Here is a 26,521-nt window from a genome sequence, read left to right as displayed (position 1 = left end):
AGTACAGCTGACTTTACTTGGTTACCGCCAGCAGGCGAATTTCGTGAAAATAAAAAAGACTTCCAAAAAATATTGAAAGTCTCTTTACTTGTTTCAAACCGGAAAACTCAGAACATTAGATGAGCTTAGTCTTTTATTGAAGATTTAAATTTCTTCTGGTAGTTTTCCCATTCTTCGCGGCTGTTGATCTTTTTATATTCATCATTTGATATAAGGATGAGATACGGTTCAAGCTCTTTTGCCGTAAGCGCCCCTTGCAGAATCGTGATCGGCATGCTTTGCTCATCCAGAAATACCAGAGAAGGAACGGCGTTAACATTCATGAATTTGGTGAATTCGTGCATGGAGTTTTTTTTCTTCCCTTTCGAGAAACCTTCATTAGCAAAAGTTCTTCCAAAAACCGTCAGTTTATCTTTCTGTTCTGCGTCAAATTTTACAGCATAATAATTTTGATTGATGAAATCTGCAATCACAAGATGCCCGTAGGTCTCTTTGTCCATGATCTTGCACGGTCCGCACCAGTCTGCGTAAAAATCGATCAGAATTTTTTTCGGAGTTTCTTTCTGAGCCTCAACTGCTTCTTCCAGCGTCATCCAACGGACCTGAGAATAAGCAAAAGACATCAAAAACAGGCAAATAAGTAGGGTAATTTTTTTCATCAGAGGTTTGATTGTTAAAAGAAGGGTTTGTTAAAGGGTTATCGCACTTCCTGCATGAGTTTCTTTACAAACGGCGAAATCAATATCAGCACGAGGCCGGCGATCACTGCATAAATTCCCAACTGTTTGTAGCCATCGGTGTAAGCGAGAAGCGCATCCATATTGGAGGAACCTTCTTTGGCAGTGGCCATATTTGCACCGATGATTCCTGCCACATACTGCCCGTAAGCCGAAGCCAGAAACCACATTCCCATCATCATTCCCTGCAGTTTTTCGGTAGAAAGTTTCGTCATGATCGATAAACCGATAGGAGAGAGGCACAATTCACCAAATGTAATGACAAGCAAAGCGATGGTGAAAATATTTAAAGAAGTGATACCCTGCAGATCAGCGAAAAATCTTGTAGCGAAGAGCACATAATATCCCAGGCCAAGAAATATAAATCCCAGTCCGAATTTTATTAGAGTATTCGGTTCCAGTCTTCTTTTACTCAGCCAGATCCATAACAATCCAACAACCGGTGCGAGAAAAATAATGAAAAATGCCCCGCCGGAATTGTTTACACCATTTGGATCCAGACCCAACAAATCCTTGTTCAGATTATTGGCAGCGAAAATACTCAGTGAGCCGCCTGACTGTTCGTAAATTCCCCAGAAAATGATTGAGAACATAATGAACACAAGCGCTGCCCAAAGTTTTTTTCTTTCACTTAATGTTACCTTGCTCATTTCATAAAAAAGGTAAATAAGCGTTAAGGGTCCTACCGTCCACATGAAATAATCGGTGTACTGCGGAACAGAGACCATTTTCATGATTAAGGGCACAAAAACCAGCGTTAAAAGGTAAACACCGTAAATTTTCCATTTTTCCATAGGAATTACGGTTCCGTCGGCGAGAATTTTTTGCGGCATCAGACCTATAGGACCAAGCCGTCTTTGCGTGAATATAAAATTGATGAGACTGATGACCATCACCACTGCAGCCAGGCCGAAGGCCACATTCCATCTTTTATCTTCGGGAATTAAATTTGAAAACATTTCTCCTTTTCCGATGGCTATACACAAGTAGCCACCGAGTAGCGCACCCAGATTAATCCCTGCATAAAACAGCGAAAATCCAGCATCAGTCCTGCTGTCGCCGGGCCTGTAAAGTTTCCCGACCATCGTGGAAATATTCGGTTTGAAGAAACCGGTTCCCACTACGGTAAAGGATATGCCGAGGAAGAAAAAATCGTGTGGATTGGTGGCCAGAATAAGACTTCCGACAATCATCAGCAGCCCGCCCCAGAAAAGTGATTTGCGGAAACCCAGGATTTTATCAGCAAAAAGTCCTCCTACAAAAGTAAAAGCATATACGAAAGCCTGAGTGGCGCCGTACTGCAGGTTGGCTTTCTCCCCGTCAAATTTCAGTTCAGAAATCATGAAGAAAACGAGCATTCCGCGCATTCCGTAGAAGCAGAAGCGTTCCCACATTTCAGAGAAAAAGAGTGACCAGATCTGTTTCGGATATTTTCCTTTGAAATCCTGTATTTGTTCGAGAGTAAGATTCATAATAATTTTGGGGACTTTAATAATGAAAAGCCAGATTAAGCGTTACGAAAATAAAAAAAACCACCGAATAAACGGTGGTTTTATAGAATTATCTGTCGTTTCGTTTAGTTTACTCCGTGCATTTTCTTTTCCAGCCAACGGCTCATAATGAAAAGAATTAAAGCTGCAACACCACACATTACAATAAATACCAGGAAGAAATCGAAAAGGTTTGCAATCTCGAAACCTAAAAAGTAGGTAACTTTTGCGCCTTGGCCGTCTTCTCCGCTACCCGGAATAAGTGCTGACAATGTTCCGGCGAACTTGTTGGCTGCCGCATTTGCAAGGAACCAGGTTCCCATCAGTAATGAAGAAAATCTCAGTGGCGAAAGTTTTGAAACCATCGACAGTCCGATTGGAGACAAACAAAGCTCACCCATGGTGTGAATTACATATAAACCAATTAACCAGAACATGGAAACTTTATCCATAATTCCGAGACCGTATACTGCAAATGCAATTACGACATATCCTAAAGAAACCAAAGCAAGACCAATTGCCATTTTCTTTGGTGAAGAAGGCTCTTTTCCGCGGTTTCCTAAACGAAGCCATAAAGATGAAAATAAAGGAGCCAAAAGGATAATTGCCAATGGATTTACTGACTGGAAGTAACTTGCCGGCATTTCCCAGCCAAACAAATTTCTGTCCGTCTGTCGGTCTGCAAAAATAGTTAACGAAGCTCCAGCCTGCTCAAATGCACCCCAAAAGAAGATGACAAAGAATGCCAGGATGAAGATCACCATTATTCTTTCGCGTTCCTCTTTGGTAAGCGATTTATCGGTTAAAACAATCAGCGGCATTGCAATCATCGCGCCGTAAATCAGATATCCAATGATGTCCATATCGCTGTTGAACATTGTTTTGAAATTCATCAGAAAGAAAATCACACCAATGGAACCTAAAACCAATCCAATTTGGGCAATTCCGAATTTGTTGGTAGGCATTCCGATAGGTTTATTTTCGTCATCTACCAGTAATTTATTTTTCTGCATCATAAAGGTGATTAAACCGATAATCATCCCGATTCCGGCGGCAAAGAATCCCCATTTGTAATCTACTTTTTCTGCCAAGGTACCACAGATTAGCGGTGAGAAAAATGCGCCAAGGTTAATCCCCATATAAAAAATGGTGAAGGCAGAATCTACCCTTCTGTCGCCTTTGGGGTAAAGCTGGCCCACCATTGTTGAAATATTCGGTTTAAAGAAACCGTTTCCGATGATCAGCATCGTTAGACCGATCCACATTAAAGTTATGGCAGCAGGACCTGTTGTTGAAGCACTGAAAAACATAATGAACTGACCGAGTGCCATTAACACACCACCGATCTCTATACTTCTTCTGTTTCCTAAAAAACGGTCGGCAAGATAACCTCCCAAAAGCGGTGTAAGGTAAACCAAACCGGTATAACTACCGTAAATTTCGGAAGCTTCGGCGTCGCCCATTAAGAGCATTTTCGTCATATACAAAACGAAAATCGCACGCATTCCGTAATAAGAGAAACGTTCCCACATTTCCGTCATGAACAAAAGATAGAGTCCTTTAGGATGCCCTTTCTGCACTGCTGTATCCATATTTTTTAAGTGTTAAATATTTGTTAAGAGGCAAATATAGTTTTTTTTCCTTTTTATGAAGAGATTATTTTAATTAAAAAATAAAAGTGCTGAAATTCTTCAGCACTTTTATTGAAATTTTTAAATTAAGGATCAGTTGACGCCTTTTTCTTTCATGATAACATTAAGCCTTTTCAGGATCAGTAAACCAAGAAGCGTTGCCAGTAGCAGCAAACCGAAATTCACGATGAAGAAGTTGGCCTTGTTCTCATAATCGTACCAGAAACTGGCCAAAACGCCCGAAAGTTTGTTGCCAATGGAAGTGGAAAGGAAAAACCCTCCCATCATTAAAGCGGTGAGCCGCGGAGGGGAAAGTTTTGAGACCAAAGACAGCCCCATCGGTGAAAGACACAATTCCCCGACTGTTATGACTCCGTAAGCGGCAATGAGCCAGAGCGCAGAAACTTTAAACAGGCCGTTCTGACCGGCATACACTGCTCCAACCATAACAAGACAGGAGAGTGCTGAAATAAACAGGCCGAGAACAATTTTGGTGGGTGTAGTAGGTTCTTTTCCTTTCCGGCGCAGGAACATGAAAAATCCTACCACCACAGGCGTGAGAACAATGACCCAGAATGGGTTTACAGACTGGAATAACTCTGTATTGTACAGATATACTTTCTTCTCAGGATTGGCTTCCATCGTTGTTTTCTTTTCCGGCAGTTCATTCCGGAAATAAATATCTTTACCTGGTTCTTTTAAAAGATCTCCGGCTTCGTTTTTCTGCGCCTGATACTGATCATCATAAACGCTTACTTCTTCAGTCTGGTAATCCTTTGCGTCAACCAAATAAATCGCTTCCAGCGGTTTTTCTGCGACAGCGGGAACACTTCGGTCGGTGTAGTATTTTGCCCAACGCGTCAGTGCAGTTCCGTTCTGTTTAAAAACTGCCCAGAACATCAGACTCACCGCAAAAATGGCGAGCAAGGCGCCGATCGGTCTTTTATCCTCAGCATTGGCTTTTACATACAGCATCACATAAAAATAAATGACCGGCAGACAGGCAAAAATAAAGGCATCGGTAGAATCACTTCCAAAGATACTTCCGGGAATAACCCATCCAATAATTCCGGCGACCACTGCAGGTAGAAAAACTTTAAGAAGGACATCCGAAATTTTGGTATCTCCTTCCTGCGAAGGTTTGAGGATGTTTGCTTTCAAAATATGTTGTCTTCCCATCGTGAAAACAATGAGTCCAATGAACATTCCGACTCCGGCGGTCATAAAAGCCGGTCCCCATCCGTATTTATTCCGCATAAACGCTGCAATGATGTTGCAGATAAAAGCCCCGATGTTAATTCCCATGTAAAAAATGTTGTACCCTGCATCTTTATTGGCTTTGTAAGGTTCCTCATTATACAGATTTCCTAAAAGTGTAGAGATGCTCGGTTTAAAAAAGCCGTTCCCAATGATGATGAGTGCCAGTGAAGCATAAAACATGGGTAAATCCTTAAAAAATCCGACTCCCAAATATCCAAGTCCCATCAAGAAACCCCCAATATAGATTGCTTTTACATAGCCAAGGATTTTGTCGGCCAGAAAACCTCCCAGAAATGGCGTCAAATAAGTAAGTGCGATAAAAGTTCCGAAGATATCATCGGCGTTTTTGTCGTTGAAAGCGAGACCGCCTTTTTCACTGTCGATCATGTACAGAACAAAAATTCCCAGGATGAGGTAGTAGCCAAAACGCTCCCACATTTCCGTGAAAAAGAGATAAGGTAAGCCTTTCGGGTGCTTGCTGTTGGTGTTTGCCATCGGATGTTTTTGAGTGATTTATAAATTTTCGAGGATGAAATCGGTCATTTTCTGATAAAGTTGAGGTCTTGTCTGTCCACCGAAGATGCCGTGGTTTTTGTCAGGATACGCCATAAACTCAAACTGTTTTTTGTTCTGAATCAAAGCCTCCGAAAATTCCATTGAATTCTGGAAATGAACATTGTCGTCCGCAGTTCCGTGGATCAGCAGGAATTTTCCTTTTAATAATTTTGCATATTCAGTCGGTGAATTTTCATCATAACCTGCCGGATTTTCCTGTGGAGTTCTTAAAAATCTTTCGGTGTAAACGGTGTCATAATATCTCCAGTTCGTTACCGGTGCTACTGCAATTCCAGTTTTGAAAACGTCGGCGCCTTTGGTCATCGCCAGACTGGCCATATAACCGCCAAAACTCCATCCGAAGATCCCGATTCTGGATTTGTCGATATAACTTTGGTTCCCGAACCATTTCGCTGCTGCAATCTGGTCTTCAATTTCGTATTTACCAAGGTTCAAATAAGTTGATTTTTTATATTTTGTGCCTTTGTAGCCGGTTCCGCGTCCGTCAACACACGCTACGATGTAGCCTTGCTGTACCAAATGATTGAACCATAATCCATTCCCCTGATCCCAGGAATTGGAAACGGACTGCGAGCCCGGACCGGAGTACTGGAACATGAAAAGCGGATATTTTTTATTCTTGTCGAAATTTTTCGGCTTCATGATCCAGGCGTTCATCTGATCGCCGGCTTCATTCGGAATGGTGAAAAATTCGCGTGTAACCATATTATCGGCCTGCAATTTCTGCAGCTGGCTGTTGTTGTTCTGGAGTTCTTTTACCGTTTTACCGTTGCCGTCTTTGAGCACAAAAGTGTAAGGTTTTGCTGCGGAAGAAGAGGTCTCAATGAAATAATTGTAATTGCCACTGAAACTGGCGCTGTTGGTACCATCTGCATTTGAAATTAGAGTTGATTTTCCATTTTCAATATTCACTTTTGAAACCACTTTGTTAATGCTTCCTTTTTCGGTGGTCTGAATCAGGAGTTCCTTGGTTTTCGGATTAAATCCGTAATAATCGGTAACCTCCCAGTTGCCTTTTGTAATCTGCTTTTTCAGTTTTCCGTTCTGGTCATACCAGTAAAGATGGCGGTTTCCGTCGCGTTCTGAACCCCAGATAAATGAATCGTCCTCCAGAAATTCAAGGGTTACATTATCAGTATCGATCCATTTTTCGTCGGTTTCTGTAAACAATTTCTGCACAGCACCGGTTTTGGTGTTCACTTTCAATACGTCGGATGCATTTTGCGTTCTTTCAGAAGTGATAAGAACAATCTCATCTGCTTTTGCCGTTTGATACACATTCGGAATGTAATAATTTTTAAAATCCGAGAGGTTCAGAGGGATTGTTTTCCCGGAATCCAGACGGTACAACTGTGCTGAAACCACTGAATTTTTTTCGCCTGCTTTTGGATATTTGAAACGCATTTCCGAAGGATAAAGCTGTTTGCCGTATATCGGAATGTACATTTCCGGCACTTCCGTTTCATTGGATTTTATAAAAACAATGGCATCCGAGTTCTTGGTCCATTGATATTGCTGCGCATGCCCGAATTCCTCTTCATAGACCCAGTCTGCTAGTCCATTCAGGATTGAATTTTTCTTGCCGTCAGTTGTAATCTGGGTGATCTTCCCGGAATTTAAATCCTGATAAAAAAGGTTGTTCTCTGAAATAAATGCCACTTTGGTTCCGTCCGGAGAAAAAGAGGGCTCCTGAACAGTATTTCCGTTATTGAGATTTAAGATTTTTCCGGTTTTCAGATCTTTCACATCGAATTTTCCGAGGAAGGAATGCCTGTAAATGGGTTGGCTTTCCTTCAAAAGCAAAATTCTGGATTCATCATCATTGAAGGTATACGATTCAAAACTGCCGTCTACAATATTACCTTCTTTTTGAGAGGTTTTGTATGAATATTTTGCGATTCCTGTCGGCTCAATGACGGCGTAATTCTCACCGTTTTTCAAAGAGGCGATTCCGGCAATCCCTTTCCCTCTGTAATATCCGGAGTAAATTTTGTCCAGGGTAATTTCCTGTGAGAAAACCGAAAGCGAAGCAATAAGGGAAAGTGATAAGAGTATTTTTTTCATGAATTGATTTTGATAATATTTCAAAGATAACAAATTTCTTAAAAAAGAGCGTTAAAAGTTGATTTGCACACCCTGTTGGCAAAATAATTGGACTCAGTGTTTAACTAAAATCAGCGTTATGGAAACTTTCAATTCAGAAAAGTTAAGCATTTACCGATTGAATAATCAGAAAATTGTAACAGGGTTTGCAAAATTTGCAGACGCAGAAAGTTATGCGGAAAAATTTGGGGGAAAAGTGGTGGAGATAGGCTTTAAAGACGGAAACGACAATCCTGAAATCACAGATGAAGGCGGACTCATTGAAAAAAAACTCCATTTTTTTGTAGAAGCAGGACCGGACTATAAATTCATTCATTCTTCTGATCCCGGCTTCCGGCATTATGCGGATGACCTTCAGAAGATGAAGTCCAGAGCCGACCGGTTAAGCCCGGAAGAAAAGTACATCTCGAATGCCCAAATAGAGATTGCTGAAGATCCCATTATTGTACTGAAGAATGACCAGTTTGAATCGGTCACTTCAAGGGAAAGATGCAAATATCTGAAACAGGCAAAAGTGTATGAAATTGCAGTGATAAAACCTTAAAATTTAAAAAAATGGCAGAAAAGAAGTATTCGCCAAAGGCGGAAGAGAAAATCGGTAAGGTGATGAAAGAATTTAAGGACGGCAAATTAAAATCTGGTTCCGGAGAAAAGGTAACCAACCGTAAACAGGCCATCGCTATAGGAATTTCCGAAGCCGAAGAAAAAGGCCTGAAAGTCCCAAAAAAACCTAAGAAGTAGAAATTTATAGGCTTGATATAAAGAATCCGGGAACACTTCCCGGATTATAAGATATTGAGCGCTTCACATCATTCGTAAATCTGTTTGTAATATTCATCAGCCATTCGGTCACTGTTGAACTGTTTTTTTACGTCATCCATCGCTGTTTGCTGGATTTTTCTCCATTCGTCCGGCCGGTCATAATACATCGGAATAATTTCATTTTCCAGAATATCATAAATGTTTCCGAGATCAAAATTGTCCTGATCGTAAATGCTTTTATTCTCATAATCAGCCAATGGTGCCACAAAACTGTTTACGCCGTGTTTCGCAAATTCCGGAATCCAGCCGTCATCCGTTGAAAGATTTACGGATGCATTCATAGCGGCCGTCATTCCCGAAGTTCCTGAAGCTTCTCTCGGCACCCTTGGATTGTTCAGCCATAAATCGGATCCCTGTTTGAGAGATTTACTTAAAGCCAGTTCATAACCCGTAAGAACTGCCATGTTTTTGTAATATTTGCTTTCCTCTACCAGGGTATTAAACATGGAAATGGCGGTATAATCCATTGGATAAGGCTTCCCAGCCCAAATGATCTGAACCGGAAATTTTGGATTGTTCAGCAGTTTTTCGAATCTTTCTTTGTCATGAAGCAGTAAATCCGCTCTTTTGTAGCCGGCAAAACGACGTGCCCAGACAATTGTAAAAATATTCGGGTCGAAGAGGTTTCCGGTTTGGTCGGCAACAATTTTAAACATTCTTTTTTTAAGATGTTTTTTTCTGAAATCAAAAAGCATTTTATCATCTTCATCTTTCGCCTCGTAAAGCGGCTTGTCGGCCCAATATTTAAATTCCTGAGCATTGGTGATCGCTTTAATTTCACAGATTCCGGGATATTTGCTCCACATTTTCCGGGAAACCTCCCCGTGCAGCTGTGAAACCCCATTCGCAATCCTCGCCATTTTTAAAGCACAAAGCGAATGATTGAAACGGCCGTCCTGAAGTCCACCGATTGTTTTTACTTCCTCTATCGTAAGTCCTGAAAAATAGGACATATTATGACAAAGATAAATGTCGTGTTTTTCGTTCCCAGCCTCTTCGGGAGTATGGGTTGTGAAGACAAGTTTTTCCTTTACTTTTGCCAGATCGCCCTTGAATTTCTTCAATAAATAAAAAGCTGCAGGCAATCCGTGTGCTTCATTTAAATGGTAAACTTCCCGTTCCAGATTCAGTTCATCCAATAATTTCGCACCTCCTTTTCCGAGAAGAATGTACTGCGCTATTTTTGTTGATTCGTTGGCGTCATAAAGGCGGTGGCAGATCGTTTTGGAGATGTGGTCATTTTCTGGAACATCAGTAGACAGGAAAAACATAGGTGCTGTATGGAAGATTTCCGGATTCAGATAATACACTTTAACCCAAACCGGTGCTGAATGAATTTCGATCTGATATTTAATTCCGGTATCTTCAAGAAATGAATACATTTTTTTGGTCCAGGTAGGCTGCAGGGTCTGATCGTGGTTTCGGGCCTGATCGTAATAACCGAATTTCCACAGAATCCCGATTCCTACCAAGTCCTGTTTCAGGTTGTAGGCGCTTTTCATGTGTGAACCCGCAAGAAATCCAAGCCCACCGGAATATATTTTCAACGCCTGATCCACAGCAAATTCCATTGAAAAATAGGCAATTTGTTTAGAGTATTCCGGGTTAATGCTGTAAGGCATAGAAAAGTTTGTAAAATCCATGTTTCGCTGTTCGTTATCAGTTAAGGCGCAAAGGTATTGATTTTAAAAGCCGCGGTAATTTATAATTGCCAAATTTAACAGAGATTAATTTGCGGTTAACCGTTGAAAAGATCGGGAATAATATTATTGTATCCGTATCTGCAGACACCAATGAGGAGAATCACGGTAATGGCGAAAAATAAATAAACCAGCGAGAGCATATAGGTAAGAAACATGGACCACATTGACCGGAAAATCACGTTTCTTTTCCGCTTGTCATTAAAAAACTGCATAAGTGAAACCGTGATCATTCCCCAGGAAACCCAGTAGAACAAGCTATTATCAATTCCGGCAAAATGATTCAGAAAAATAAATACAATATACACTGCGAGAGACTGCCCCGTTAAAAACAACATGATGACCAGCCATTCCGGATAATTATAACGGTATTTCCGGAATCCCAGATAGAATGCTAATGCCGCCACCGGAATCATTAGCAGAACGGTGAACGCGAAGTGATTCGCAAGCCACTCATAAATTTCTTTGCAGTACTCAACAAGTCCTTTCAGATCAATGTATTTTGAAGCATCCTGTTGCGATAAATTTGTTGAAATGTTACCGCTTGGATCAGCTTGTTCCTTTTTCCCTTTTAAAAAATATTGAAATAAGGCGCAAAGTGAACCCAAAATCAAAACAAGTGTGAGGGGTTTAAAGTGCTGCTGTCTTTTTCCGGCTAAATATTCGCGTAAAGTGTGTCCCGGTCTCGTGAAAAGTTCTTTCAGGGTATAGATAATTCCGCCGTCAACATGAAAAATGCCGTGCTGGATTTCATGGATCAGAAAATGAAAGTCAATGCGGTGTGTAGCGGTTTTTTGGCCGCATTCGTGGCAGAATTTCTGATGCAAAAGCAGGTGCTGACTGCAGTTTTTACATCGCTTGTCCGGCTGATTCATCGTTTTAGTTTTTTCAAAATTATAAATTCCAATATTAATTGTATTTAAATTTTTGAAAATATTTTCATCTGTATTGTTTTTTTATGTACTTTTATTTCATAAAATATTGATTTTCAAAAACTTTGGATGATGAAAAAAGTATTTTCAGAGGAGGATTTGATCAAAAACCTATCGTTGTATTACCTTAACCGGCATTTAATTAAAAAACCGATTGAGCGCTATCACCGCGAAATTGACGGTTCGGGGCTGCACGACCGTGACAAATACCGTAAAAAATCGGAAATTTTACTTCTGAATGCTTTTCTCCACCATTTTCCGAATGTGATCTTCGAAAATCTTACCTGCGAAAGCCCGGATTTTATCGCCACCATCAACAATAAGAAGATTGGGATCGAGTTGACTGAAGTCATCAACCATCTCGAAATCAAAAAAATAGAAAGTCAGCTCAATAAAATATTTCGTCAGGCCGAAATACTGCTCGAAATCGAAGACACTGCGGAATTCCGTGGTGTTTATTTTTTGGAATTCCGCAATATTTCGAAAATCGATTTGCTAGAAAAGCAGGTAGAAATTGTACAGAACATCTGCAGTTCCATTAGACGGAACAAACCGTTTGGCTGCGTGAAAAAAATCCGCAAGTCGCCGCACCGGCGTAATGTTTTTATCACCCACGATTTCAATCTGGGCCTTTTTGATGAATTGAATTCAGAGAAAATCATTGAACTCATTGAAAAGAAAAATGAGAAATTTCCGTATTATGACAGAAGTGTTGATGAATGCTGGCTCGTGATCGTTTCGGATATGAATTCGATAGCCTCGCGCTATACTTTCATTCAGGATAAAGAAAACCTGAAGCAGATACAATCACCTTTCCACAAGATTTTCCACCTCGAAAACATGTATGGGAGCATGACAAATATTAAATAAAGTTTTAATTAAAAACCTCAGTGTTTTTAAAATAATCGGAAAGATGGAGGATTTTGCCTGATTCTGAAAACTGCACAACGGTAGCAATATTGTTTTTATAAAAACCTTTTCCGGAGAGAAATCCCTGGGAAACTGTTTCGTAAAAAAACTTATGATTTCCAAGATCATGAACAGTGGAAATTTCCCACACAATATTTTCATAACGCCTGAAAATAGCCCGGAAAAGCGCTAAAATTCTGTTGGCGCCGGAAATTTCTTTGGATGGTGGTATCCAGATCTGACTGTCATCATTGAACCACTTTTTTAGATTTTCGGTATTTTTCGTATTAAGATCCTGCATAAAAGCAGTTATTTTGCACTCCATGTTTGGGTTTTTACTTATTTACGATAAAATATAAAAAAGGGTTTTTTAAATATCATTTCAATAAACAATTCTATTTATAAATGTTGAGACTCCTGATGAAAATATTCTGCAAGTTACGCAAATTCAGATACCTTCTTGTTTTTTAGCTTAAATTTTTGAAAATCATTATCTTTGCAGTTCGAAAATCCTATACTCAGTGAACTTATCTCCCAAAAAAACCGCCGCATTTCATACCCTTGGCTGCAAATTGAATTTCGCCGAAACTTCCACCATTGCACGTCAGCTGACTGATGCGGGTTATGAAAAGGTGAGTTTTGACCTTCCTGCAGATATTTATGTCATCAATACCTGCTCGGTGACCGAAAATGCAGACCGCGAATGTAAACTTCACGTAAAACGCGCCATGAAAGCCAATCCGGAAGGTCTGGTGGTCGTTTTAGGGTGTTATGCACAGCTGAAGCCGGAAGAAATTTCGGCAATTGAAGGTGTTGATCTGGTTTTGGGTGCAAAGGAAAAGTTCAATATCCTGAGCTATCTTTCTGATCTTCAGAAAACCGACACTGAGGGAATTATTCACTCATGCGAAATCGGCGAAACCGACTTTTTTATAGGAAGTTATTCCATAGGAGATCGGACGCGGGCTTTTTTAAAAGTCCAGGACGGCTGCGATTATAAATGTACGTACTGCACCATTCCTCTTGCGCGTGGGATTTCCCGTTCCGATACGATAGAAAGTGTCGTTCAGAATGCGAGAGAAATTGCTGCTAAAGGAATCAAAGAAATTGTGCTGACGGGCGTGAACATCGGAGACTATGGTAAGGGTGAATTCGGGAATAAAAAACATGAGCACACTTTTCTTGACTTGATTGCGGAACTCAATATGGTTAAAGGCATCGAAAGGATCAGGATTTCCTCTATTGAGCCGAATCTTCTGAAAGACGAAAGCATAGAACTCGTTTCAAAAAGCAGGAGTTTTGTTCCGCATTTTCATATTCCCCTGCAAAGCGGAAGCGATGAAATACTCAAAAAAATGAAACGCCGTTATCTGACTGGATTATACCTGGAACGTGTTTCAAAGATCCGTGAAGTAATGCCGGATGCTTGTATTGGCGTTGATGTGATTGTAGGTTTCCCAGGAGAAACCGAGGAAAAATTTATGGAAACCTACCGGTTCCTAAACAGCCTTCCGCTGAGTTATCTGCACGTTTTCACCTATTCTGAAAGGGAAAATACCGAAGCTGCAACAATGGAGGGGATTGTACCCATTCCGGAAAGAAAAAAACGCAATAAAATGCTCAGAATCCTTTCAGAAAAAAAGAAAATGGCTTTTTACCAAACCCAAATCGGCAAAACACTTCCCGTTCTTTGGGAACATGAAAATAAAAACGGCTTGATGTTCGGTTTCACCGACAATTATGTTCGGGTACAAAAACCGTACGACGGAAACTCAGTCAATCAGATTGAGATGTTAAAACTCCACCGACTTGAGGAGGGTGGAGCAGTATCTGTAGTGCCTGTTTTCGAAGAATTTCTGGCCCGGATCTAGTCCTGAACCGGCTGAACGCTTCCCGTATTCATGCTTTGTAGCAGATCAGGAAAAAATGCAGTGATGATGAAATAGAAAATAATCATCAAAGCAATCAGAGCAATTGCAACGATTACAAGTGGGCTGGGGGTATTTTTTTTGGACGGTTCCATTTTTTTGTTTTAATAAAGTTAATCCTTTTTACTATAATTCACCTGCAGGTCGGTCAGAAGTCTTATAAACTTGGAAATTGAAAACGAAACTCCTGTCGATGAATTTGTACGTGCTTGAATCGAAAAAATTTGAATTCCGTGCGTAGGCGGCTCTGGAAGGCACAATAATCACTCCCTGAAGATTATAACTGGCAGAATCATCCAAATCATAACTTTTAAAATGCTGTAAAGCTTCCCGGAAACCTTCAATTTCGTAATATTCATGAGGTTTATCTGCCGCCCGCAATGATGATTTGGCGTAATAGAAAAATGGGTCAACATCTGGAACGCCAGTACTTGCCATGGTGTTACGAATGCTGAAGGGAGATGTAAAAGAGATTGTGTTTTCAGTATTTGTTGCCATATAACTAACTGTTTTATGCATCAATCGCAGAATATCTGTAGACCCAATTGTTTTTCCCGGATTTGGCTGAACCCCGCTGCGTACAATGTAAACCACTCCTGAAGGAAGGGTAACCTGGTTGAGATCTTTCAGTTTCGGATAGTTATCATCTGCTGCATCTGTACTGCTGAATGCGGTAATATTTCCCTGCGTGTCTAAATAATTTTCGTTGAGATATTTTTGGATTGCCTGATCATCGTAGGTATTCTGGGTTTCAATGCTTACCTGCTCAGCTTCTGAATCGGTAGAATCATTCTTACAAGAATTCATGAATGGTAAGCTCAGTACCGTGATATAAAAAAAGATTTTCTTCATTTTGGATATTATAATTAAATTGCTGGAAATTAATTCAGGCAAAAGTAAAAATAAATTATGAGAATCGATAAGTTTTTATGGAGTATTCGTTTTTATAAAACGCGTAATATCGCTTCAGAAGAAATAAAGAAAAACAGAGTCTCGATAGGAGAGAATCCGGTAAAGTCATCGAAAGAAGTAAAAGAAGGAGATCTCATCAAGATTAAAAAAAATCAGATTGTTTACCGTATCAAAGTACTGCAGATCCCCAAAAGCAGGATTGGCGCGAAACTCGTTCAGCTACATGTTACCGACATGACTGAAAAAGAACAGTATGAAATACTGAATCTGCGAAAACAGGAACAAAGCTATTACCGGATAAAAGGAGAGGGAAGACCCACTAAAAAAGACCGCCGCGAGATCACTGATTTTCTGGTGGAGGGAAATGATGATGATGAAATTCTGACTGAAGAAAGCTGGGATCTGTTTTTTAAAAAGGAAGATGATGCATAATCTCCTCAGCGATTTCTTCCGGTGTTTTACCATCTATATCTACCGTGAACTGCGCTTTTGAATAAAAGGCGTTTCTCTCAAATAAATGCTTGGCAATAAACTCAGGCAAATCTTCGTCATTTATTTTCGCGATTAACGGACGCGTATTTTTTTGTTTTAAAAGCCTTTGCGACAGTGTGTTGACGGAGCTGCGTAAAAAAAAACTGAAAGAATTCAGGTTGATGACTTCCATGTTGTTGTAATATGCCGGCGTGCCGCCTCCCAAACTTAAAACCACATCGTTTTTTGAGGCTAAATACTCTTCGAGCAACTCTCTTTCCTGTTTTCTAAAGTATATTTCGCCGCTCATCTGAAAGATTTCTGCAACCGAACGCTTATTTTTAAGCATTATTTGTTTGTCGAGGTCAATAAATTCAAAATTAAGTTTCTGGCTCAATAATCTCGCAATGTGAGATTTACCACTCCCCATGTACCCCAGTAAAGCAATTACCATTATTTTATTTTGCACAAATCTCCTAAAAAATTTTGAGACTCTAAAAAAAGTTTTATCTTTGCACCACTTTTGAAACGGACATTATCCGTTGCAAAATGACCGACTCGGTAGCTCAGCTGGTAGAGCAATACACTTTTAATGTATGGGTCCTGGGTTCGAATCCCAGCCGGGTCACATAGCAGGAAAACCCGTATTTTTTTACGGTTTTTTTTTGCCTGCGTGGTGAAATTGGTAGACACGCCATCTTGAGGGGGTGGTTTCCTAAGGATGTGCTGGTTCGAGTCCAGTCGCAGGCACAAACTCAGCAATGAGTAACATTTTTATCGGCAGTTTAATATTGCCAATACTTTAATTTTCAAGACCGACTCGGTAGCTCAGCTGGTAGAGCAATACACTTTTAATGTATGGGTCCTGGGTTCGAATCCCAGCCGGGTCACTATTTACTTTTGTGAGTAAATTTTTTTCATATTAATATTTTGTGATTTGGTGTTCAAAAGCCTTCCTTACGGGAGGCTTTTGATGTTTTAGTGTTTAGTCGAGATGAAGATTATCGATAAGTCTTACGTCGTTTACATTCACCACTATGAAGGCACGGTAGTTCCTATCTTTATAGAAGAAATCGGTTTCCTTTAAAGTCTCTTCGTCTGCAATCTTAAAATATTCCAGTATCATTACGGGTTCTTCCGAAAAAATTTCTGAGACTCTTTTCTTGATTTCAGGAATGGAGACCACCCGGAACCAGCCGTTTGCTTTCTGAAGCGTTTCATAAATAAGTTTTGATGCTGCTCTTTCCGCTGGGCTGAGCCTTTCGTTTCTGGAGCTCATGGCCAGTCCGTTTTCTTCCCGGTAAATTCCCACACCGTGGATTTTAACTGGAAGCTTAAGCTGCGCGGCCAGATTCCGGATGATCGCAAGCTGCTGGAAATCTTTTTCACCAAAATAGGCATTGTCTGGTTTTACCTGTCGGAAAAGGGTTTCAACAACCGTTCCAACTCCATCGAAATGTCCCGGTCTTGCAGCGCCTTCCATCTCCTTTTCAAGTCCGTTAAATTGATAGGATTTGCTTGCGGTTTTTTCGGGATAAAGGTCTGCGACTTCCGGAATATAAACAGCATCTATCCATCCCGAATTTTGAAGAAAATCTATGTCTTTTTGAATGTTCCTGGGATATTTCTCCAGATCCAAAGCATTGGTGAACTGCGTTGGATTTACAAATATGGAGGAAACCACCAGATCGTTTTCCTTTCTTGCTGCTTCATAAAGAGAAAGATGGCCTTTGTGAAGCGCGCCCATTGTGGGCGCAAAACCGATTCTTTTCCCCATCTCTTTCTGTCTTTCCACATAATCTTCCAGGGATTTTTTATTTTTCAGGATTTCCATAGTTTGTTTTTTTTGAAAATCAAATTTAACAAAAATATGTTTCCGATAATTTCTTTTATAGCCGCGTCTGGTTCGTAATTGATAAAAAAATGTTAATTAAAACTAATTACATTAAATTTTTGTAATTTTGCAGCCAAGTACTATACTTTAATTGAATGAAAATATAAATTTATGCCGAATCAGAAGATTTTGTACATTACCACAGAAATGCATCCGTACCAGGAAGAAAGCAATATGGCTGCGATGGTAAGTAAAATGGCACTCAAAATGCACAGTGAAGGCAATGATGTTCGGGTATTCATGCCCCGATTCGGTCAGATCAGTGAGCGGAAATTTCAACTTCATGAAGTGATTCGTCTTTCCGGGATGAATATTATCATCAACGATATTGATCAGCCCCTCATTATTAAAGTAGCTTCATTGCCCGGAGAAAGGCTTCAGGTTTATTTTATTGATAACGAAGAATATTTCAAAAGAAAGCAGTATTATTTTGATGATGAAGGTAAGGCTTTTGATGATAACGATGAAAGAGCGATCTTTTTTGCCAGAGGCGTTATTGAAACCATCAAAAAACTCAACTGGGTCCCTGATGTTATTCACATCAATGGCTGGATGGCTTCTTTTGTGCCGATCTATCTGAAAACTTTCTATAAAACCGATTCTTACTTCAAAGATGCGAAAATGGTGATGTCTCTTTACAACGAAAAAGATGCAGAATTGAGCGCAACAATCAACGAGAAACTCCAGTTCGACAATATCTCCGAATTCAAACACCTCAAAAAACCTAGCTTCAACAGTTTTGTAACTGAGAGTATGAATTTTGTGGATGTAGTTATTAAAGGAGACGAATTTCTGGAAGATGAACTGGACAAAGAATTCCAAAAAACCAAAACTGAAAAATTTGAATATTTGGATGTTGATTCGATAAACAAAATATATTAAAAAGAATTTAAATGATTAAAAATATTAAGAAATTATTCAATATTTCTTTAGTAGTGTTAGGCAGTATTTTATTGTTAAACTGTGAGCCGGAAGCGGATAAGCTGGGCGAGCAGTTATTTTTAGACGGGGCAGCGCAAGGAAATGAAAAGCTTTTTGATCTGGTTGCCTATAACATCAACAACGGCGATAAGGTGAGGAGCGATGCTTCCCGCCTTCAATATGCTGTTTTGGGGGCTTTTAATGAGCCTGTATTTGGAAAACAGAAGGCAAGCTATATCACTCAGTTGAGAATGCAGTCTTATGCTCCCGATTTCGGCACAAATCCGGTCTTGGATTCTGTAGTCCTTGTTATGAAGCCAGTATATGCATCTGATTCTGTTACAACTACGACTGATGAAAACTTTGTTTATGTAGACGGAAATGTACCTGCTAAACTTGTGAAAAACACTTATCCGGTTAAAAAATACGGCAAAACGAAAATAAACGGAAAAACCATTTTCAACATTCGGGTTCATGAAGTAAATGATTTTCTGAAAAGCCCTGCAGATTCAGTTTATTCAAATACTGCATACAACTACAGTTCGCTTTTAGGCTCAAAAGAGTTTGATGGAACCATATCTTCATTTAAAATCACGAAAGATTCTGATAATTCAGAACTTTTAAATCGTGATGCCAATATCAGAATAAAACTTGATAACAGTTTTTTCAAAACAAAAATAATCGATCATCAGGGATCCGTGGATCTGAAAGATGCTGCAGGTTTTATCCGGTATTTTAAAGGAATAAGACTCTCTGTCGATGAAAATGATGGTTATCTGTTCACCTTTTCCCCGAATGCAGGCGAAATTGTCATGTATTATAAAAACGATAAAACCGAGAACGGGGTCACCACCAGACCGCAGTCTTCCTTTAAATTTACAATGGGAAGCGAAAATGTTCATGTCGGTCAGTACGAGTATGTGAGAGCGGGTTCAGCTCTACAAAATGCGTTGGCCACAAGTAATGAAAATACTGGCGATCTTAAGCTTTTTGCTCAGGGAATGGGGGGGCCTGGAATCGGTATTAAAATTTCACCTGCTGATGTTACAGTACTTAAAGATCTTTATCAAAACAAAAAAGCCGGCATTATAGGCGCGAGAATAAGATTATACAGTGATACTGAACTGTGGAATAATAATTACGAAAAACCGTCAATATTTACGGTACTTCAAAAAAATGTGAATGCATTTCTTCCGGAAATGAATGTGCTGAGCCAGGCGAATGGTTATAGTCTTGTAAAACCTTATGATTTGGATAAAAATCCTGCTTACTATGATTTCACTATTACAAAAACTTTAAAAGACCTTATTGAAACTGAAGCACCTAAACATGACTATATCATCAATATCGGCAGTTTCCTTTTGGATCCGAGTTCTACAACCGGTGAATTGGCAGGTTATAATATTACTTCCAATGCATTTACCCCGAACAGAATTGTGTTAGTGGGAACAGACGCTGATAATCCAAAAAGAGCGCAGTTAAGAGTCATTTACGGAACAAAATAGAAAACGATAATCTAAAAATAAAATTAAACTATGTGTGGAATTGTTGGTTATACCGGATTTCAGGATGCTTATGATGTAGTAATCAATGGACTCCGGAGATTGGAATACAGAGGTTATGACAGTGCCGGAATCGTTCTTGATAAAAAAGACAACAGTTTTGAAGTTGAAAAAACCAAAGGGAAGGTTGACGATTTAGTAGCCATCTCACATCATTTAAAAAACACAGCACATGTAGGAATGGGGCATACGCGATGGGCCACCCACGGTGTTCCGAGCGACAGAAATTCTCATCCGCATCTTTCTAATGATGGCAAAATAGCATTGGTGCACAATGGAATCATTGAAAATTATGATACCATAAAAACAATGCTCAAAGAAAAGGGCTTTACCTTCAAGTCTGAAACAGATACAGAAGTATTGGTCAACCTGATCCAGTATTTCATGGATACCACTACCGATATCGATTTTCCTACTGCAGTGAGATTTGCGCTGAATGAAGTGTATGGTGCTTACGCCATCACGGTAATGCATGAAGACCATCCCGGTGTTTTGGTTGTTGGAAGACTTGGTTCTCCATTAGCCATCGGTTTGGGAGAAAATGAATATTTTATTGCTTCAGATGCTTCCCCTTTTGTGGAATTTACAAAAGAAGCCATTTACCTGGAAGAAGGACACATGGCGACCATTTCTTTGCAAAACGGCGTCGATATCAGAACGATTAAAGACAATTCGAAGATTGAACCGGCTGTACAGCAGCTGAAATTGAGTCTCGAACAGATTGAAAAAGGCGGATACGAACACTTCATGCTAAAGGAAATTTTCGAACAGCCAAAATCCATTCATGATACGCTGCGCGGACGACTTCTCGTAGAAGAAGGAATCATAAAAATGGCCGGAATCTGGGACCATCTGGAAAAATTCACCAATGCACAGAAAATTACCATTATTGCATGCGGAACCTCATGGCACGCCGGATTAATCGGCGAATATCTTATTGAAGAATTCGCTAGAATTCCTGTTGAAGTGGAATATGCGTCTGAATTCAGGTACAGAAACCCAATCATCAATGAAAAGGACGTGGTAATTGCAATCTCACAGTCAGGCGAAACTGCAGATACAATGGCTGCATTGAAACTCGCGAAAGAAAGAGGTGCTTTCATCTACGGAATCTGTAATGTTGTGGATTCCTCTATATCCAGAATTACCGATGCTGGTTCCTACACCCACGCCGGTCCTGAAATTGGGGTTGCTTCAACGAAAGCATTCACGGCACAGCTTACCATTTTGGCACTTATAGCGCTGAAACTCGGCAAACATAACGGTAATCTCGGCAATGCTGAATTTATGAGTCTGATTTCGGAACTCAACGCAATTCCTAAGAAGATTGAAGAGGTTTTAGCCACTACCCACGATTTAATCAAAGAAATGGCGAAAGATTTCACGAATACCCATAATTTCCTATATTTGGGCAGAGGTTATAATTATCCTGCAGCTCTGGAAGGTGCTCTTAAACTGAAAGAGATTTCCTACATTCATGCTGAAGGTTACCCGGCGGCTGAAATGAAGCACGGACCCATTGCTTTGATTGATGAAAATATGCCGATTGTAATCATTGCTCCGAAAAGAGGACATTATGATAAAATTGTAAGCAATGTTCAGGAAATAAAGGCCAGAAAAGGAAAAGTGATCGCTGTTGTAAACAAAGGCGATGTGCAGGTGGCAGAAATGGCTGATTACGTGATAGAAATACCCGATACATCAGAATGTTTCTCTCCCATAGTTGCTTCCGTACCTTTACAATTGCTGGCATATTATATTGCCGTGTACCGAGGCGCAAACGTCGATCAGCCCAGAAATCTTGCGAAATCTGTTACGGTCGAGTAAAAAAAATGCCTAAAACAAAATAATTTAAGATTTTTTTCGTTTTTGAAAAAAAATCTTAAAAGTTTCTTAAAAAAATTATATATTTACCGCATAATTATAAAAATTAACATGAAAAGGATATTTCTTTTATTATTATCTGCATCTGTAGTTGTATCGTGTTCTGGAGGTGGAAGATCTTCCGCCGGAAAACCGGGAACAAAAGGAGAATTGATACCTAGAGAAAAATCGAAAACTTTTGTAGCTCAAAGACCGTACGGTATGGTGGCTATTCCAGCAGGTTCGTTTGTAGCTGGTCTTGCAGATCAGGATTTCACGAATATGGCGGAAAAAACCCCATTGAAAACAGTTACAGTACCATCCTTCTTTATGGATGAAGCTGAAACTACCAATGGCGAATACCGTGTATTTATCAACTACGTTAGAGATTCTATCGCCAGAACGCTTCTTGCAGAAGCTGCAGGCGAAGGAGGAGATGGTTCCGGAAGGGGCGAAAGCATAAGTGATTACGCTTACCGCGCTGCTCAGGAAGAAGATCTTACTCCTTATCAGGAATACCTTGAATCGCAGGGTGAGCGAGGAGACGGCTATGATGAAACAAAAAAATTAGACTGGGATATTCCTTTGCATTGGACCACTAACGATTATCCGGACGTAGAATATGCTGAAGTTCTGGAATCCATGTATCTTCCCGCTTCTTCAAGGGTGAGAAACGAAAGGATTATCGATGCAAGTAAACTGAAGTACTCCTATGTATGGGAGGATACCAATTCTGCAATAAGTGATAACGAAAGTGGAGCTGCTTACCTTAAGAAAGAGAGTATAGCAGTGTATCCTGATACTACAGTTTGGGTAAAAGATTTTCATTATGCTTATAATGAGCCATTGTTTGAACAGTATTTCTGGCATAATGCTTACAAAGATTATCCTGTAGTCGGAGTAACCTGGGATCAGGCAAGAGCTTACTGTAACTTCAGATCTAAATTAAAATCTGACTATAACGAAAGTCTGAGAAAAAAGAAACAAAGACCTATGCTTTTCCGTCTACCAACCGAAATTGAATGGGAATATGCTGCAAGAGGTGGAATGGAAAACGCTACTTACCCTTGGGGCGGACCTTATTTAATGGATGACAGAGGATGTTACCTTGCGAATTTCAAACCGAAAAGAGGTAACTATATGGAAGATGATATTAAAGGAACTTACATTTATACTGCTCCTGTGAAAAAATTCAGAAAGAATGGATTCGGACTGTTTGATATGGCAGGAAACGTAGCGGAATGGACAGAGTCTCAGTACAACAACTCATCTTACGGCTTCTCTTCAACATTAAGCCCTTCAACAAAAGATCAGACTGATCCTAAGAAATCTGTAAGAGGTGGATCTTGGAAAGATGTTGGATATATGCTGATGACCGGTGCGCGAGACTGGGAAAGAAAAGATTCTGCCAGAAGTTATATCGGTTTCAGAACCGTTCAGGATATTCCTGAAGCTTCCGTAAAGGCAAAAAGAAGAACAAACTAAAACAAATCTAAAAATTAAAAAAACCACACAATATGTTTAAGACAAAAGAGGCTTGGATGAATTTCTTTTATTCAATCGGGGCTGCAATCGTAATTCTAGGGGCTTTGTTCAAAATCACCCACTTCAGTATCGGATTCATTACAGGGAATCTTGCCCTAACCGTTGGACTGGTTGCGGAAGCGCTTATCTTTACTATTTTCGCATTCGACCCGCCTAAATCTGAAGAATCTTACGCTTGGGAAAATGTTTATCCTGAACTTTTAGACAAACATGCAAAACCAAACCCTCTACACTCTAATATTACTGCGGCAGGAAGAGCTAACCAAATGCTTGAACTGGAGAATTCCCTTTCAAACAAACTGGATAAAATGCTGGAAGAAGCTAAACTTGATGTGGGTTTATTCGAAAGACTAAGAACAGGAATCGATAAATTCTCAAATTCAGTTGACCAGATCAACCAAACGGTAGATGTTTCTGCTTCTACGCATAAATATAATGACCAATTGAATAAAGCAGCTCAGCACATGGAAAGCATGAATGCACTATATGCGCTTCAGCTTGAAAACGGTCACAGACAGTCGGAATATTCTAAAAAATATGTTGCCGATATGGAAAGATCTGCTGCGTATTCTGAAAAATTCAACGAAGAATTATCCGGATTAACTTCTAACCTAAATAATCTTAACAGAGTTTACGGCGGTATGCTGACTGCAATGAAGTCTTAATTTTCCATCATTTCTAAACTAATTTAATTAAAAACAAGAAAAGAGAATGGCACAAGGAAAACAGACTCCACGTCAGAAAATGATCAACTTGATGTACCTCGTGTTTATTGCCATGCTGGCAATGAATATCGATCAGGAAATCATTAGGTCATATTATGACTCTACCGAATCTTTAAAGGAAACAAGGCTCCTGACCGAGCATAAAAATACTGAAATCTTTGAACAGACTTTGGCAACAAAGGCGTTGAATGTTCCTGATACCTATGCAGAGCCATGGGAACAATACAAGGAGCTTAAAAAGAGGATCGACGCATTGGTTGATCATGTTGATGGAGTAAAGAAAAAACTTCTTAAAGATTCTGAATTTAATGAATCTGCTGTTGACATGAACGAGAATTTTGCAGCTTTGAATAACAACGAGGCGGTTACTGATTATTTCTTCAGCGGTGGTGATGAAAATAAACCTTCACCACAGGCAAATGAACTGAAAGCTAAAATTGATGATGTTAGAAATTATATTAGCCAGACTTTTAGAAATAATGCCCAGCTTGCGGAACTTGTTGCAAGATCCGACAAAGCCTTGAAGACAGAATTTCCTGGCGGAAAAAAAGAAAACAATAAGAACTGGCTTCAGTATAAATTTTATCACCAGCCACTTATTGCAGCAAAATCTAATCTTGAAATTCTGCAGAATGACGCGAGAAATGTGCAGTCAGATGCTTTGGCAATGATGCTTCAGGAAAAAGTGGACGCGAGCATTAAGTTCAATATGTACGATGCAATTGTAAAAGCACCTACCGATGTAGTTATGGGTACTGATGCAGAAGCAACTGTATATTTGGCTTCTTATTCGAACAGTAATAAAATCAACATTCAGGGAGTTCAGAGACAGGAAAACGGTAAAGGTTTCATCAATCTGAATACCGGAAGTTTAGGACCTAAAACGTTTAGCGGTAATATTACCGTGTTAATGGCTGACGGAAAAAACCAAACAATTCCTTATACCCATACGTACAACGTAATTGCGGGTCCTCAGGAAGTGAAATGGGAAACGGGAGCCTTACTTTCTCCTGATAAAATGAATGTGGTCTACAGAGGTTTAGATAATCCTATTTCAGGGTCAATTCTAGGTGTTGATAATTCAAGACTTTCTCTTTCTGCTCCAGGAGCTAGTGTTAGTGGAAGCTCAGGGAAATGGATTGTAAAACCAACAACGGGGAATACCATTAAATTAACGATTTCGGGAACCGGTCCTAGAGGTGCAACCTCCAAGACGTTTGAATTCAGAATTAAAAATGTTCCGCCACCACAGGGGCAGATCAGAGGAAAAGCTGTCAATTCGATGCCGGCAACTTCAATCGCAAATCAAAATGTTTCGGCTGCCTTACCTGATTTTGATTTCCCAGTATCGTTTACCGTAAACAGTTTTATGTTTAAGGCACCGGGAAGAGCAGCAATGCTTGTTCAGGGAAGTTCTTTAAGCAGTGTTGAAGGGTTAACTAAAAATCTGAGATCCGGTGATGTTGTTTATATCTTTGATATTAAAACTACACCAATCGGTTTAGGAACTCAGCAAGTAAAGAATGTTTCGCCGGTTGTTATTAATGTTCAATAAGAAAAATAGATAAATTATAATATTTTCAATATGAAAAAATATATAAGCAGTTTGATCGTGTTGGTTTCAGGGATGGTATTTTCCCAGACCATTCTTAATGCCTCTTCTCCGGAAGAATTCAGACAGATGCGTGCAGAGAACAAACAGAAAATTGGTGATTCAATAGTAGATAATACAATTACGCCTTTGGAATACGGTTTTATTGAAGAGAAGGATATTCTTAAAAGTATGTTTGTATGGGAAGTGATTGATATGAACGATAAAATCAATCAGCCTTTTTATTATAACGATACAAGCGGATTGTCTTCTTCAGAAAACAAATCACTGTACCAACTGCTTTTGGATGCTGCCCTGAATGGTGAAATCGAAGAGGTGTATGATGATGAAAATTTTCAAACCAAAATCTCTCCTGCAGGAATCAAGGCAAGACTGGAAAGCACGAGACTTGATGATTCAGCGATTGATATTCTTAATTCGGGAAGACAGCTTACAGAGCAGGAGAAAATTGAGCTTACGGACATAATCAGAACCACTTCAGACAAAGTGAAAGTTCTCAAAATTATGGGAATGTGGTATGTAGACAAAAGAGACGGGATGATGAAGTACAGACCTTTAGGTATTGCTGCAATGGGTCCTGATCCGGCAGTACAAGGTAGAATTGTTGATGGTCAGTTAATGGCTGGAGCTGATGAACTGATTGATCTCTTCTGGGTGTATTATCCAAGTGCAAGAAAAATTTTGGCAAACAGTGCAGTGTTCAACAGAAAAAACACTTCATCAGATTTATCTTTTGATGACCTGATCAACGCCAGAAGATTCACTTCAATTATCTACAAATCTTCAGCAGGTTTAGGAGATGGTACCATTAAAGACTATATCCCGAGAAATGCAGATGAGCAGATTGAAGAAAGCGAAAAAATTAAAGGAGAAATCCTTCAAATGGAAAATGAAATGTGGAATTATTAAGATTTGCATTGTTTAGATA

General features: G+C 39.7%; 24 protein-coding genes and 3 tRNA genes. 15 read left to right on the top strand and 12 right to left on the bottom strand.

All coding sequences use genetic code 11. The features are described from left to right. Positions 1 to 125: 125 nt before the first annotated feature. The 5 genes from FUA25_RS12650 to FUA25_RS12630 all read right to left on the bottom strand — a co-directional run bounded on the left by FUA25_RS12650 (position 126) and on the right by FUA25_RS12630 (position 7,758). Entirely contained in the window at positions 126 to 659 is a 534-nt protein-coding gene (locus FUA25_RS12650; RefSeq protein WP_147757276.1) for a thioredoxin family protein, read from the bottom strand. A gap of 38 nt (positions 660 to 697) precedes the next feature. Further along, entirely contained in the window at positions 698 to 2,209 is a 1,512-nt protein-coding gene (locus FUA25_RS12645; RefSeq protein ID WP_147757275.1) for a peptide MFS transporter, read from the bottom strand. 104 nt (positions 2,210 to 2,313) lie between these two features. Then, positions 2,314 to 3,819, bottom strand: coding sequence for a peptide MFS transporter (locus FUA25_RS12640; RefSeq protein ID WP_147757274.1), 1,506 nt, complete (start codon positions 3,817 to 3,819; stop codon positions 2,314 to 2,316). A gap of 132 nt (positions 3,820 to 3,951) precedes the next feature. Further along, positions 3,952 to 5,613, bottom strand: a complete 1,662-nt coding sequence (locus FUA25_RS12635; protein WP_147757273.1) for a peptide MFS transporter — start codon at positions 5,611 to 5,613, stop codon at positions 3,952 to 3,954. An 18-nt stretch (positions 5,614 to 5,631) separates the two neighbouring features. Then, positions 5,632 to 7,758 (bottom strand): S9 family peptidase, encoded by a 2,127-nt coding sequence (locus FUA25_RS12630; protein WP_147757272.1) that lies wholly within the window; start codon positions 7,756 to 7,758, stop codon positions 5,632 to 5,634. Between the two features lie 118 nt (positions 7,759 to 7,876). On the opposite strand from FUA25_RS12630, the gene FUA25_RS12625 reads away from it, so the two are divergent. Both FUA25_RS12625 and FUA25_RS12620 read left to right on the top strand, forming a co-directional pair. Next, a complete protein-coding gene (locus FUA25_RS12625; RefSeq protein WP_147757271.1) occupies positions 7,877 to 8,341 on the top strand; it encodes a hypothetical protein in 465 nt (154 codons plus the stop codon). 11 nt (positions 8,342 to 8,352) lie between these two features. Next, a complete protein-coding gene (locus tag FUA25_RS12620; RefSeq protein ID WP_147757270.1) occupies positions 8,353 to 8,538 on the top strand; it encodes a DUF6496 domain-containing protein in 186 nt (61 codons plus the stop codon). 68 nt (positions 8,539 to 8,606) lie between these two features. Here the strand turns inward: FUA25_RS12620 and glgP are convergent, their stop codons facing one another. Continuing rightward, positions 8,607 to 10,262, bottom strand: coding sequence for an alpha-glucan family phosphorylase (glgP, locus tag FUA25_RS12615; protein WP_147757269.1), 1,656 nt, complete (start codon positions 10,260 to 10,262; stop codon positions 8,607 to 8,609). A gap of 95 nt (positions 10,263 to 10,357) precedes the next feature. Then, entirely contained in the window at positions 10,358 to 11,194 is an 837-nt protein-coding gene (locus FUA25_RS12610) for a DUF3667 domain-containing protein (RefSeq protein WP_147757268.1), read from the bottom strand. A 126-nt stretch (positions 11,195 to 11,320) separates the two neighbouring features. Between FUA25_RS12610 and FUA25_RS12605 the strand changes: the two genes are divergently transcribed. After that, positions 11,321 to 12,121, top strand: coding sequence for a hypothetical protein (locus tag FUA25_RS12605; protein WP_228411706.1), 801 nt, complete (start codon positions 11,321 to 11,323; stop codon positions 12,119 to 12,121). A 4-nt stretch (positions 12,122 to 12,125) separates the two neighbouring features. Here the strand turns inward: FUA25_RS12605 and FUA25_RS12600 are convergent, their stop codons facing one another. After that, a complete protein-coding gene (locus FUA25_RS12600) occupies positions 12,126 to 12,485 on the bottom strand; it encodes a nuclear transport factor 2 family protein (RefSeq protein ID WP_147757267.1) in 360 nt (119 codons plus the stop codon). A 196-nt stretch (positions 12,486 to 12,681) separates the two neighbouring features. Between FUA25_RS12600 and mtaB the strand changes: the two genes are divergently transcribed. After that, the gene (mtaB, locus tag FUA25_RS12595; RefSeq protein ID WP_147757266.1) at positions 12,682 to 14,031 is read left to right on the top strand and encodes a tRNA (N(6)-L-threonylcarbamoyladenosine(37)-C(2))-methylthiotransferase MtaB; all 1,350 of its coding nucleotides are present in this window, start codon (positions 12,682 to 12,684) and stop codon (positions 14,029 to 14,031) included. Here the strand turns inward: mtaB and FUA25_RS13290 are convergent. Further along, the gene (locus tag FUA25_RS13290; RefSeq protein WP_185146711.1) at positions 14,028 to 14,183 is read right to left on the bottom strand and encodes a hypothetical protein; all 156 of its coding nucleotides are present in this window, start codon (positions 14,181 to 14,183) and stop codon (positions 14,028 to 14,030) included. The genes mtaB and FUA25_RS13290 overlap by 4 nt on opposite strands. A 31-nt stretch (positions 14,184 to 14,214) precedes the next feature. Next, positions 14,215 to 14,940, bottom strand: a complete 726-nt coding sequence (locus tag FUA25_RS12590) for a hypothetical protein (RefSeq protein ID WP_147757265.1) — start codon at positions 14,938 to 14,940, stop codon at positions 14,215 to 14,217. A gap of 57 nt (positions 14,941 to 14,997) precedes the next feature. Between FUA25_RS12590 and FUA25_RS12585 the strand changes: the two genes are divergently transcribed. Next, the gene (locus tag FUA25_RS12585) at positions 14,998 to 15,432 is read left to right on the top strand and encodes an RNA-binding S4 domain-containing protein (RefSeq protein WP_147757264.1); all 435 of its coding nucleotides are present in this window, start codon (positions 14,998 to 15,000) and stop codon (positions 15,430 to 15,432) included. On the opposite strand, the gene FUA25_RS12580 is transcribed toward FUA25_RS12585, so the two are convergent. Beyond that, positions 15,410 to 15,925 carry a shikimate kinase gene (locus FUA25_RS12580; protein ID WP_147757263.1) on the bottom strand — a complete coding sequence of 172 codons (516 nt, stop codon included), beginning with the start codon at positions 15,923 to 15,925 and terminating at the stop codon, positions 15,410 to 15,412. The two genes, FUA25_RS12585 and FUA25_RS12580, sit on opposite strands and share 23 nt — an antisense overlap. Before the next feature lie 101 nt (positions 15,926 to 16,026). Here FUA25_RS12580 and FUA25_RS12575 point away from each other — a divergent pair. From FUA25_RS12575 to FUA25_RS12565, 3 genes are all read left to right on the top strand, one after another. Continuing rightward, positions 16,027 to 16,099: transfer RNA gene (locus FUA25_RS12575), tRNA-Lys, on the top strand. A gap of 39 nt (positions 16,100 to 16,138) precedes the next feature. Next, positions 16,139 to 16,221 (top strand) — tRNA-Leu (locus FUA25_RS12570). 67 nt (positions 16,222 to 16,288) lie between these two features. Continuing rightward, positions 16,289 to 16,361 (top strand) — tRNA-Lys (locus tag FUA25_RS12565). Between the two features lie 95 nt (positions 16,362 to 16,456). Here the strand turns inward: FUA25_RS12565 and panC are convergent. Next, positions 16,457 to 17,305, bottom strand: coding sequence for a pantoate--beta-alanine ligase (gene panC, locus FUA25_RS12560; protein WP_147757262.1), 849 nt, complete (start codon positions 17,303 to 17,305; stop codon positions 16,457 to 16,459). A gap of 171 nt (positions 17,306 to 17,476) precedes the next feature. On the opposite strand from panC, the gene FUA25_RS12555 reads away from it, so the two are divergent. The 7 genes from FUA25_RS12555 (at position 17,477) to gldN (ending at position 26,502) form a co-directional block, all read left to right on the top strand. Next, entirely contained in the window at positions 17,477 to 18,247 is a 771-nt protein-coding gene (locus FUA25_RS12555; RefSeq protein WP_147757261.1) for a glycogen/starch synthase, read from the top strand. Between the two features lie 11 nt (positions 18,248 to 18,258). Continuing rightward, entirely contained in the window at positions 18,259 to 19,791 is a 1,533-nt protein-coding gene (locus FUA25_RS12550; RefSeq protein ID WP_228411705.1) for a DUF4270 family protein, read from the top strand. A 30-nt stretch (positions 19,792 to 19,821) separates the two neighbouring features. After that, positions 19,822 to 21,675: a glutamine--fructose-6-phosphate transaminase (isomerizing) gene (gene glmS / locus FUA25_RS12545; RefSeq protein WP_147757260.1), complete on the top strand. Its 1,854-nt coding sequence runs from the start codon at positions 19,822 to 19,824 to the stop codon at positions 21,673 to 21,675. A gap of 108 nt (positions 21,676 to 21,783) precedes the next feature. Then, positions 21,784 to 23,196, top strand: a complete 1,413-nt coding sequence (gene gldK / locus FUA25_RS12540; RefSeq protein WP_147757259.1) for a gliding motility lipoprotein GldK — start codon at positions 21,784 to 21,786, stop codon at positions 23,194 to 23,196. 32 nt (positions 23,197 to 23,228) lie between these two features. Continuing rightward, entirely contained in the window at positions 23,229 to 23,921 is a 693-nt protein-coding gene (gene gldL, locus FUA25_RS12535; RefSeq protein ID WP_147757258.1) for a gliding motility protein GldL, read from the top strand. A 46-nt stretch (positions 23,922 to 23,967) separates the two neighbouring features. After that, positions 23,968 to 25,536 (top strand): gliding motility protein GldM, encoded by a 1,569-nt coding sequence (gene gldM, locus FUA25_RS12530; protein WP_147757257.1) that lies wholly within the window; start codon positions 23,968 to 23,970, stop codon positions 25,534 to 25,536. A 30-nt stretch (positions 25,537 to 25,566) separates the two neighbouring features. Continuing rightward, positions 25,567 to 26,502, top strand: coding sequence for a gliding motility protein GldN (gldN, locus tag FUA25_RS12525; RefSeq protein WP_147757256.1), 936 nt, complete (start codon positions 25,567 to 25,569; stop codon positions 26,500 to 26,502). Positions 26,503 to 26,521 lie beyond the last annotated feature (19 nt).

Origin of the sequence: Chryseobacterium sp. (assembly GCF_008014695.1) — a bacterium.
GTDB lineage: Bacteria > Bacteroidota > Bacteroidia > Flavobacteriales > Weeksellaceae > Kaistella.
This window is presented reverse-complemented; position numbering and strand designations above follow the sequence as displayed.

What these genes read in the sequence shown, in the direction of transcription:
- FUA25_RS12650 (WP_147757276.1), bottom strand. Translation starts at nt 659, where the DNA reads ATGAAAAAAATTACCCTACTTATTTGCCTGTTTTTGATGTCTTTTGCT.
- FUA25_RS12645 (WP_147757275.1), bottom strand. Translation starts at nt 2,209, where the DNA reads ATGAATCTTACTCTCGAACAAATACAGGATTTCAAAGGAAAATATCCG.
- FUA25_RS12640 (WP_147757274.1), bottom strand. Translation starts at nt 3,819, where the DNA reads ATGGATACAGCAGTGCAGAAAGGGCATCCTAAAGGACTCTATCTTTTG.
- FUA25_RS12635 (WP_147757273.1), bottom strand. Translation starts at nt 5,613, where the DNA reads ATGGCAAACACCAACAGCAAGCACCCGAAAGGCTTACCTTATCTCTTT.
- FUA25_RS12630 (WP_147757272.1), bottom strand. Translation starts at nt 7,758, where the DNA reads ATGAAAAAAATACTCTTATCACTTTCCCTTATTGCTTCGCTTTCGGTT.
- FUA25_RS12625 (WP_147757271.1), top strand. Translation starts at nt 7,877, where the DNA reads ATGGAAACTTTCAATTCAGAAAAGTTAAGCATTTACCGATTGAATAAT.
- FUA25_RS12620 (WP_147757270.1), top strand. Translation starts at nt 8,353, where the DNA reads ATGGCAGAAAAGAAGTATTCGCCAAAGGCGGAAGAGAAAATCGGTAAG.
- glgP (WP_147757269.1), bottom strand. Translation starts at nt 10,262, where the DNA reads ATGGATTTTACAAACTTTTCTATGCCTTACAGCATTAACCCGGAATAC.
- FUA25_RS12610 (WP_147757268.1), bottom strand. Translation starts at nt 11,194, where the DNA reads ATGAATCAGCCGGACAAGCGATGTAAAAACTGCAGTCAGCACCTGCTT.
- FUA25_RS12605 (WP_228411706.1), top strand. Translation starts at nt 11,321, where the DNA reads ATGATGAAAAAAGTATTTTCAGAGGAGGATTTGATCAAAAACCTATCG.
- FUA25_RS12600 (WP_147757267.1), bottom strand. Translation starts at nt 12,485, where the DNA reads ATGGAGTGCAAAATAACTGCTTTTATGCAGGATCTTAATACGAAAAAT.
- FUA25_RS13290 (WP_185146711.1), bottom strand. Translation starts at nt 14,183, where the DNA reads ATGGAACCGTCCAAAAAAAATACCCCCAGCCCACTTGTAATCGTTGCA.
- FUA25_RS12590 (WP_147757265.1), bottom strand. Translation starts at nt 14,940, where the DNA reads ATGAAGAAAATCTTTTTTTATATCACGGTACTGAGCTTACCATTCATG.
- FUA25_RS12585 (WP_147757264.1), top strand. Translation starts at nt 14,998, where the DNA reads ATGAGAATCGATAAGTTTTTATGGAGTATTCGTTTTTATAAAACGCGT.
- FUA25_RS12580 (WP_147757263.1), bottom strand. Translation starts at nt 15,925, where the DNA reads ATGGTAATTGCTTTACTGGGGTACATGGGGAGTGGTAAATCTCACATT.
- panC (WP_147757262.1), bottom strand. Translation starts at nt 17,305, where the DNA reads ATGGAAATCCTGAAAAATAAAAAATCCCTGGAAGATTATGTGGAAAGA.
- FUA25_RS12555 (WP_147757261.1), top strand. Translation starts at nt 17,477, where the DNA reads ATGCCGAATCAGAAGATTTTGTACATTACCACAGAAATGCATCCGTAC.
- FUA25_RS12550 (WP_228411705.1), top strand. Translation starts at nt 18,259, where the DNA reads ATGATTAAAAATATTAAGAAATTATTCAATATTTCTTTAGTAGTGTTA.
- glmS (WP_147757260.1), top strand. Translation starts at nt 19,822, where the DNA reads ATGTGTGGAATTGTTGGTTATACCGGATTTCAGGATGCTTATGATGTA.
- gldK (WP_147757259.1), top strand. Translation starts at nt 21,784, where the DNA reads ATGAAAAGGATATTTCTTTTATTATTATCTGCATCTGTAGTTGTATCG.
- gldL (WP_147757258.1), top strand. Translation starts at nt 23,229, where the DNA reads ATGTTTAAGACAAAAGAGGCTTGGATGAATTTCTTTTATTCAATCGGG.
- gldM (WP_147757257.1), top strand. Translation starts at nt 23,968, where the DNA reads ATGGCACAAGGAAAACAGACTCCACGTCAGAAAATGATCAACTTGATG.
- gldN (WP_147757256.1), top strand. Translation starts at nt 25,567, where the DNA reads ATGAAAAAATATATAAGCAGTTTGATCGTGTTGGTTTCAGGGATGGTA.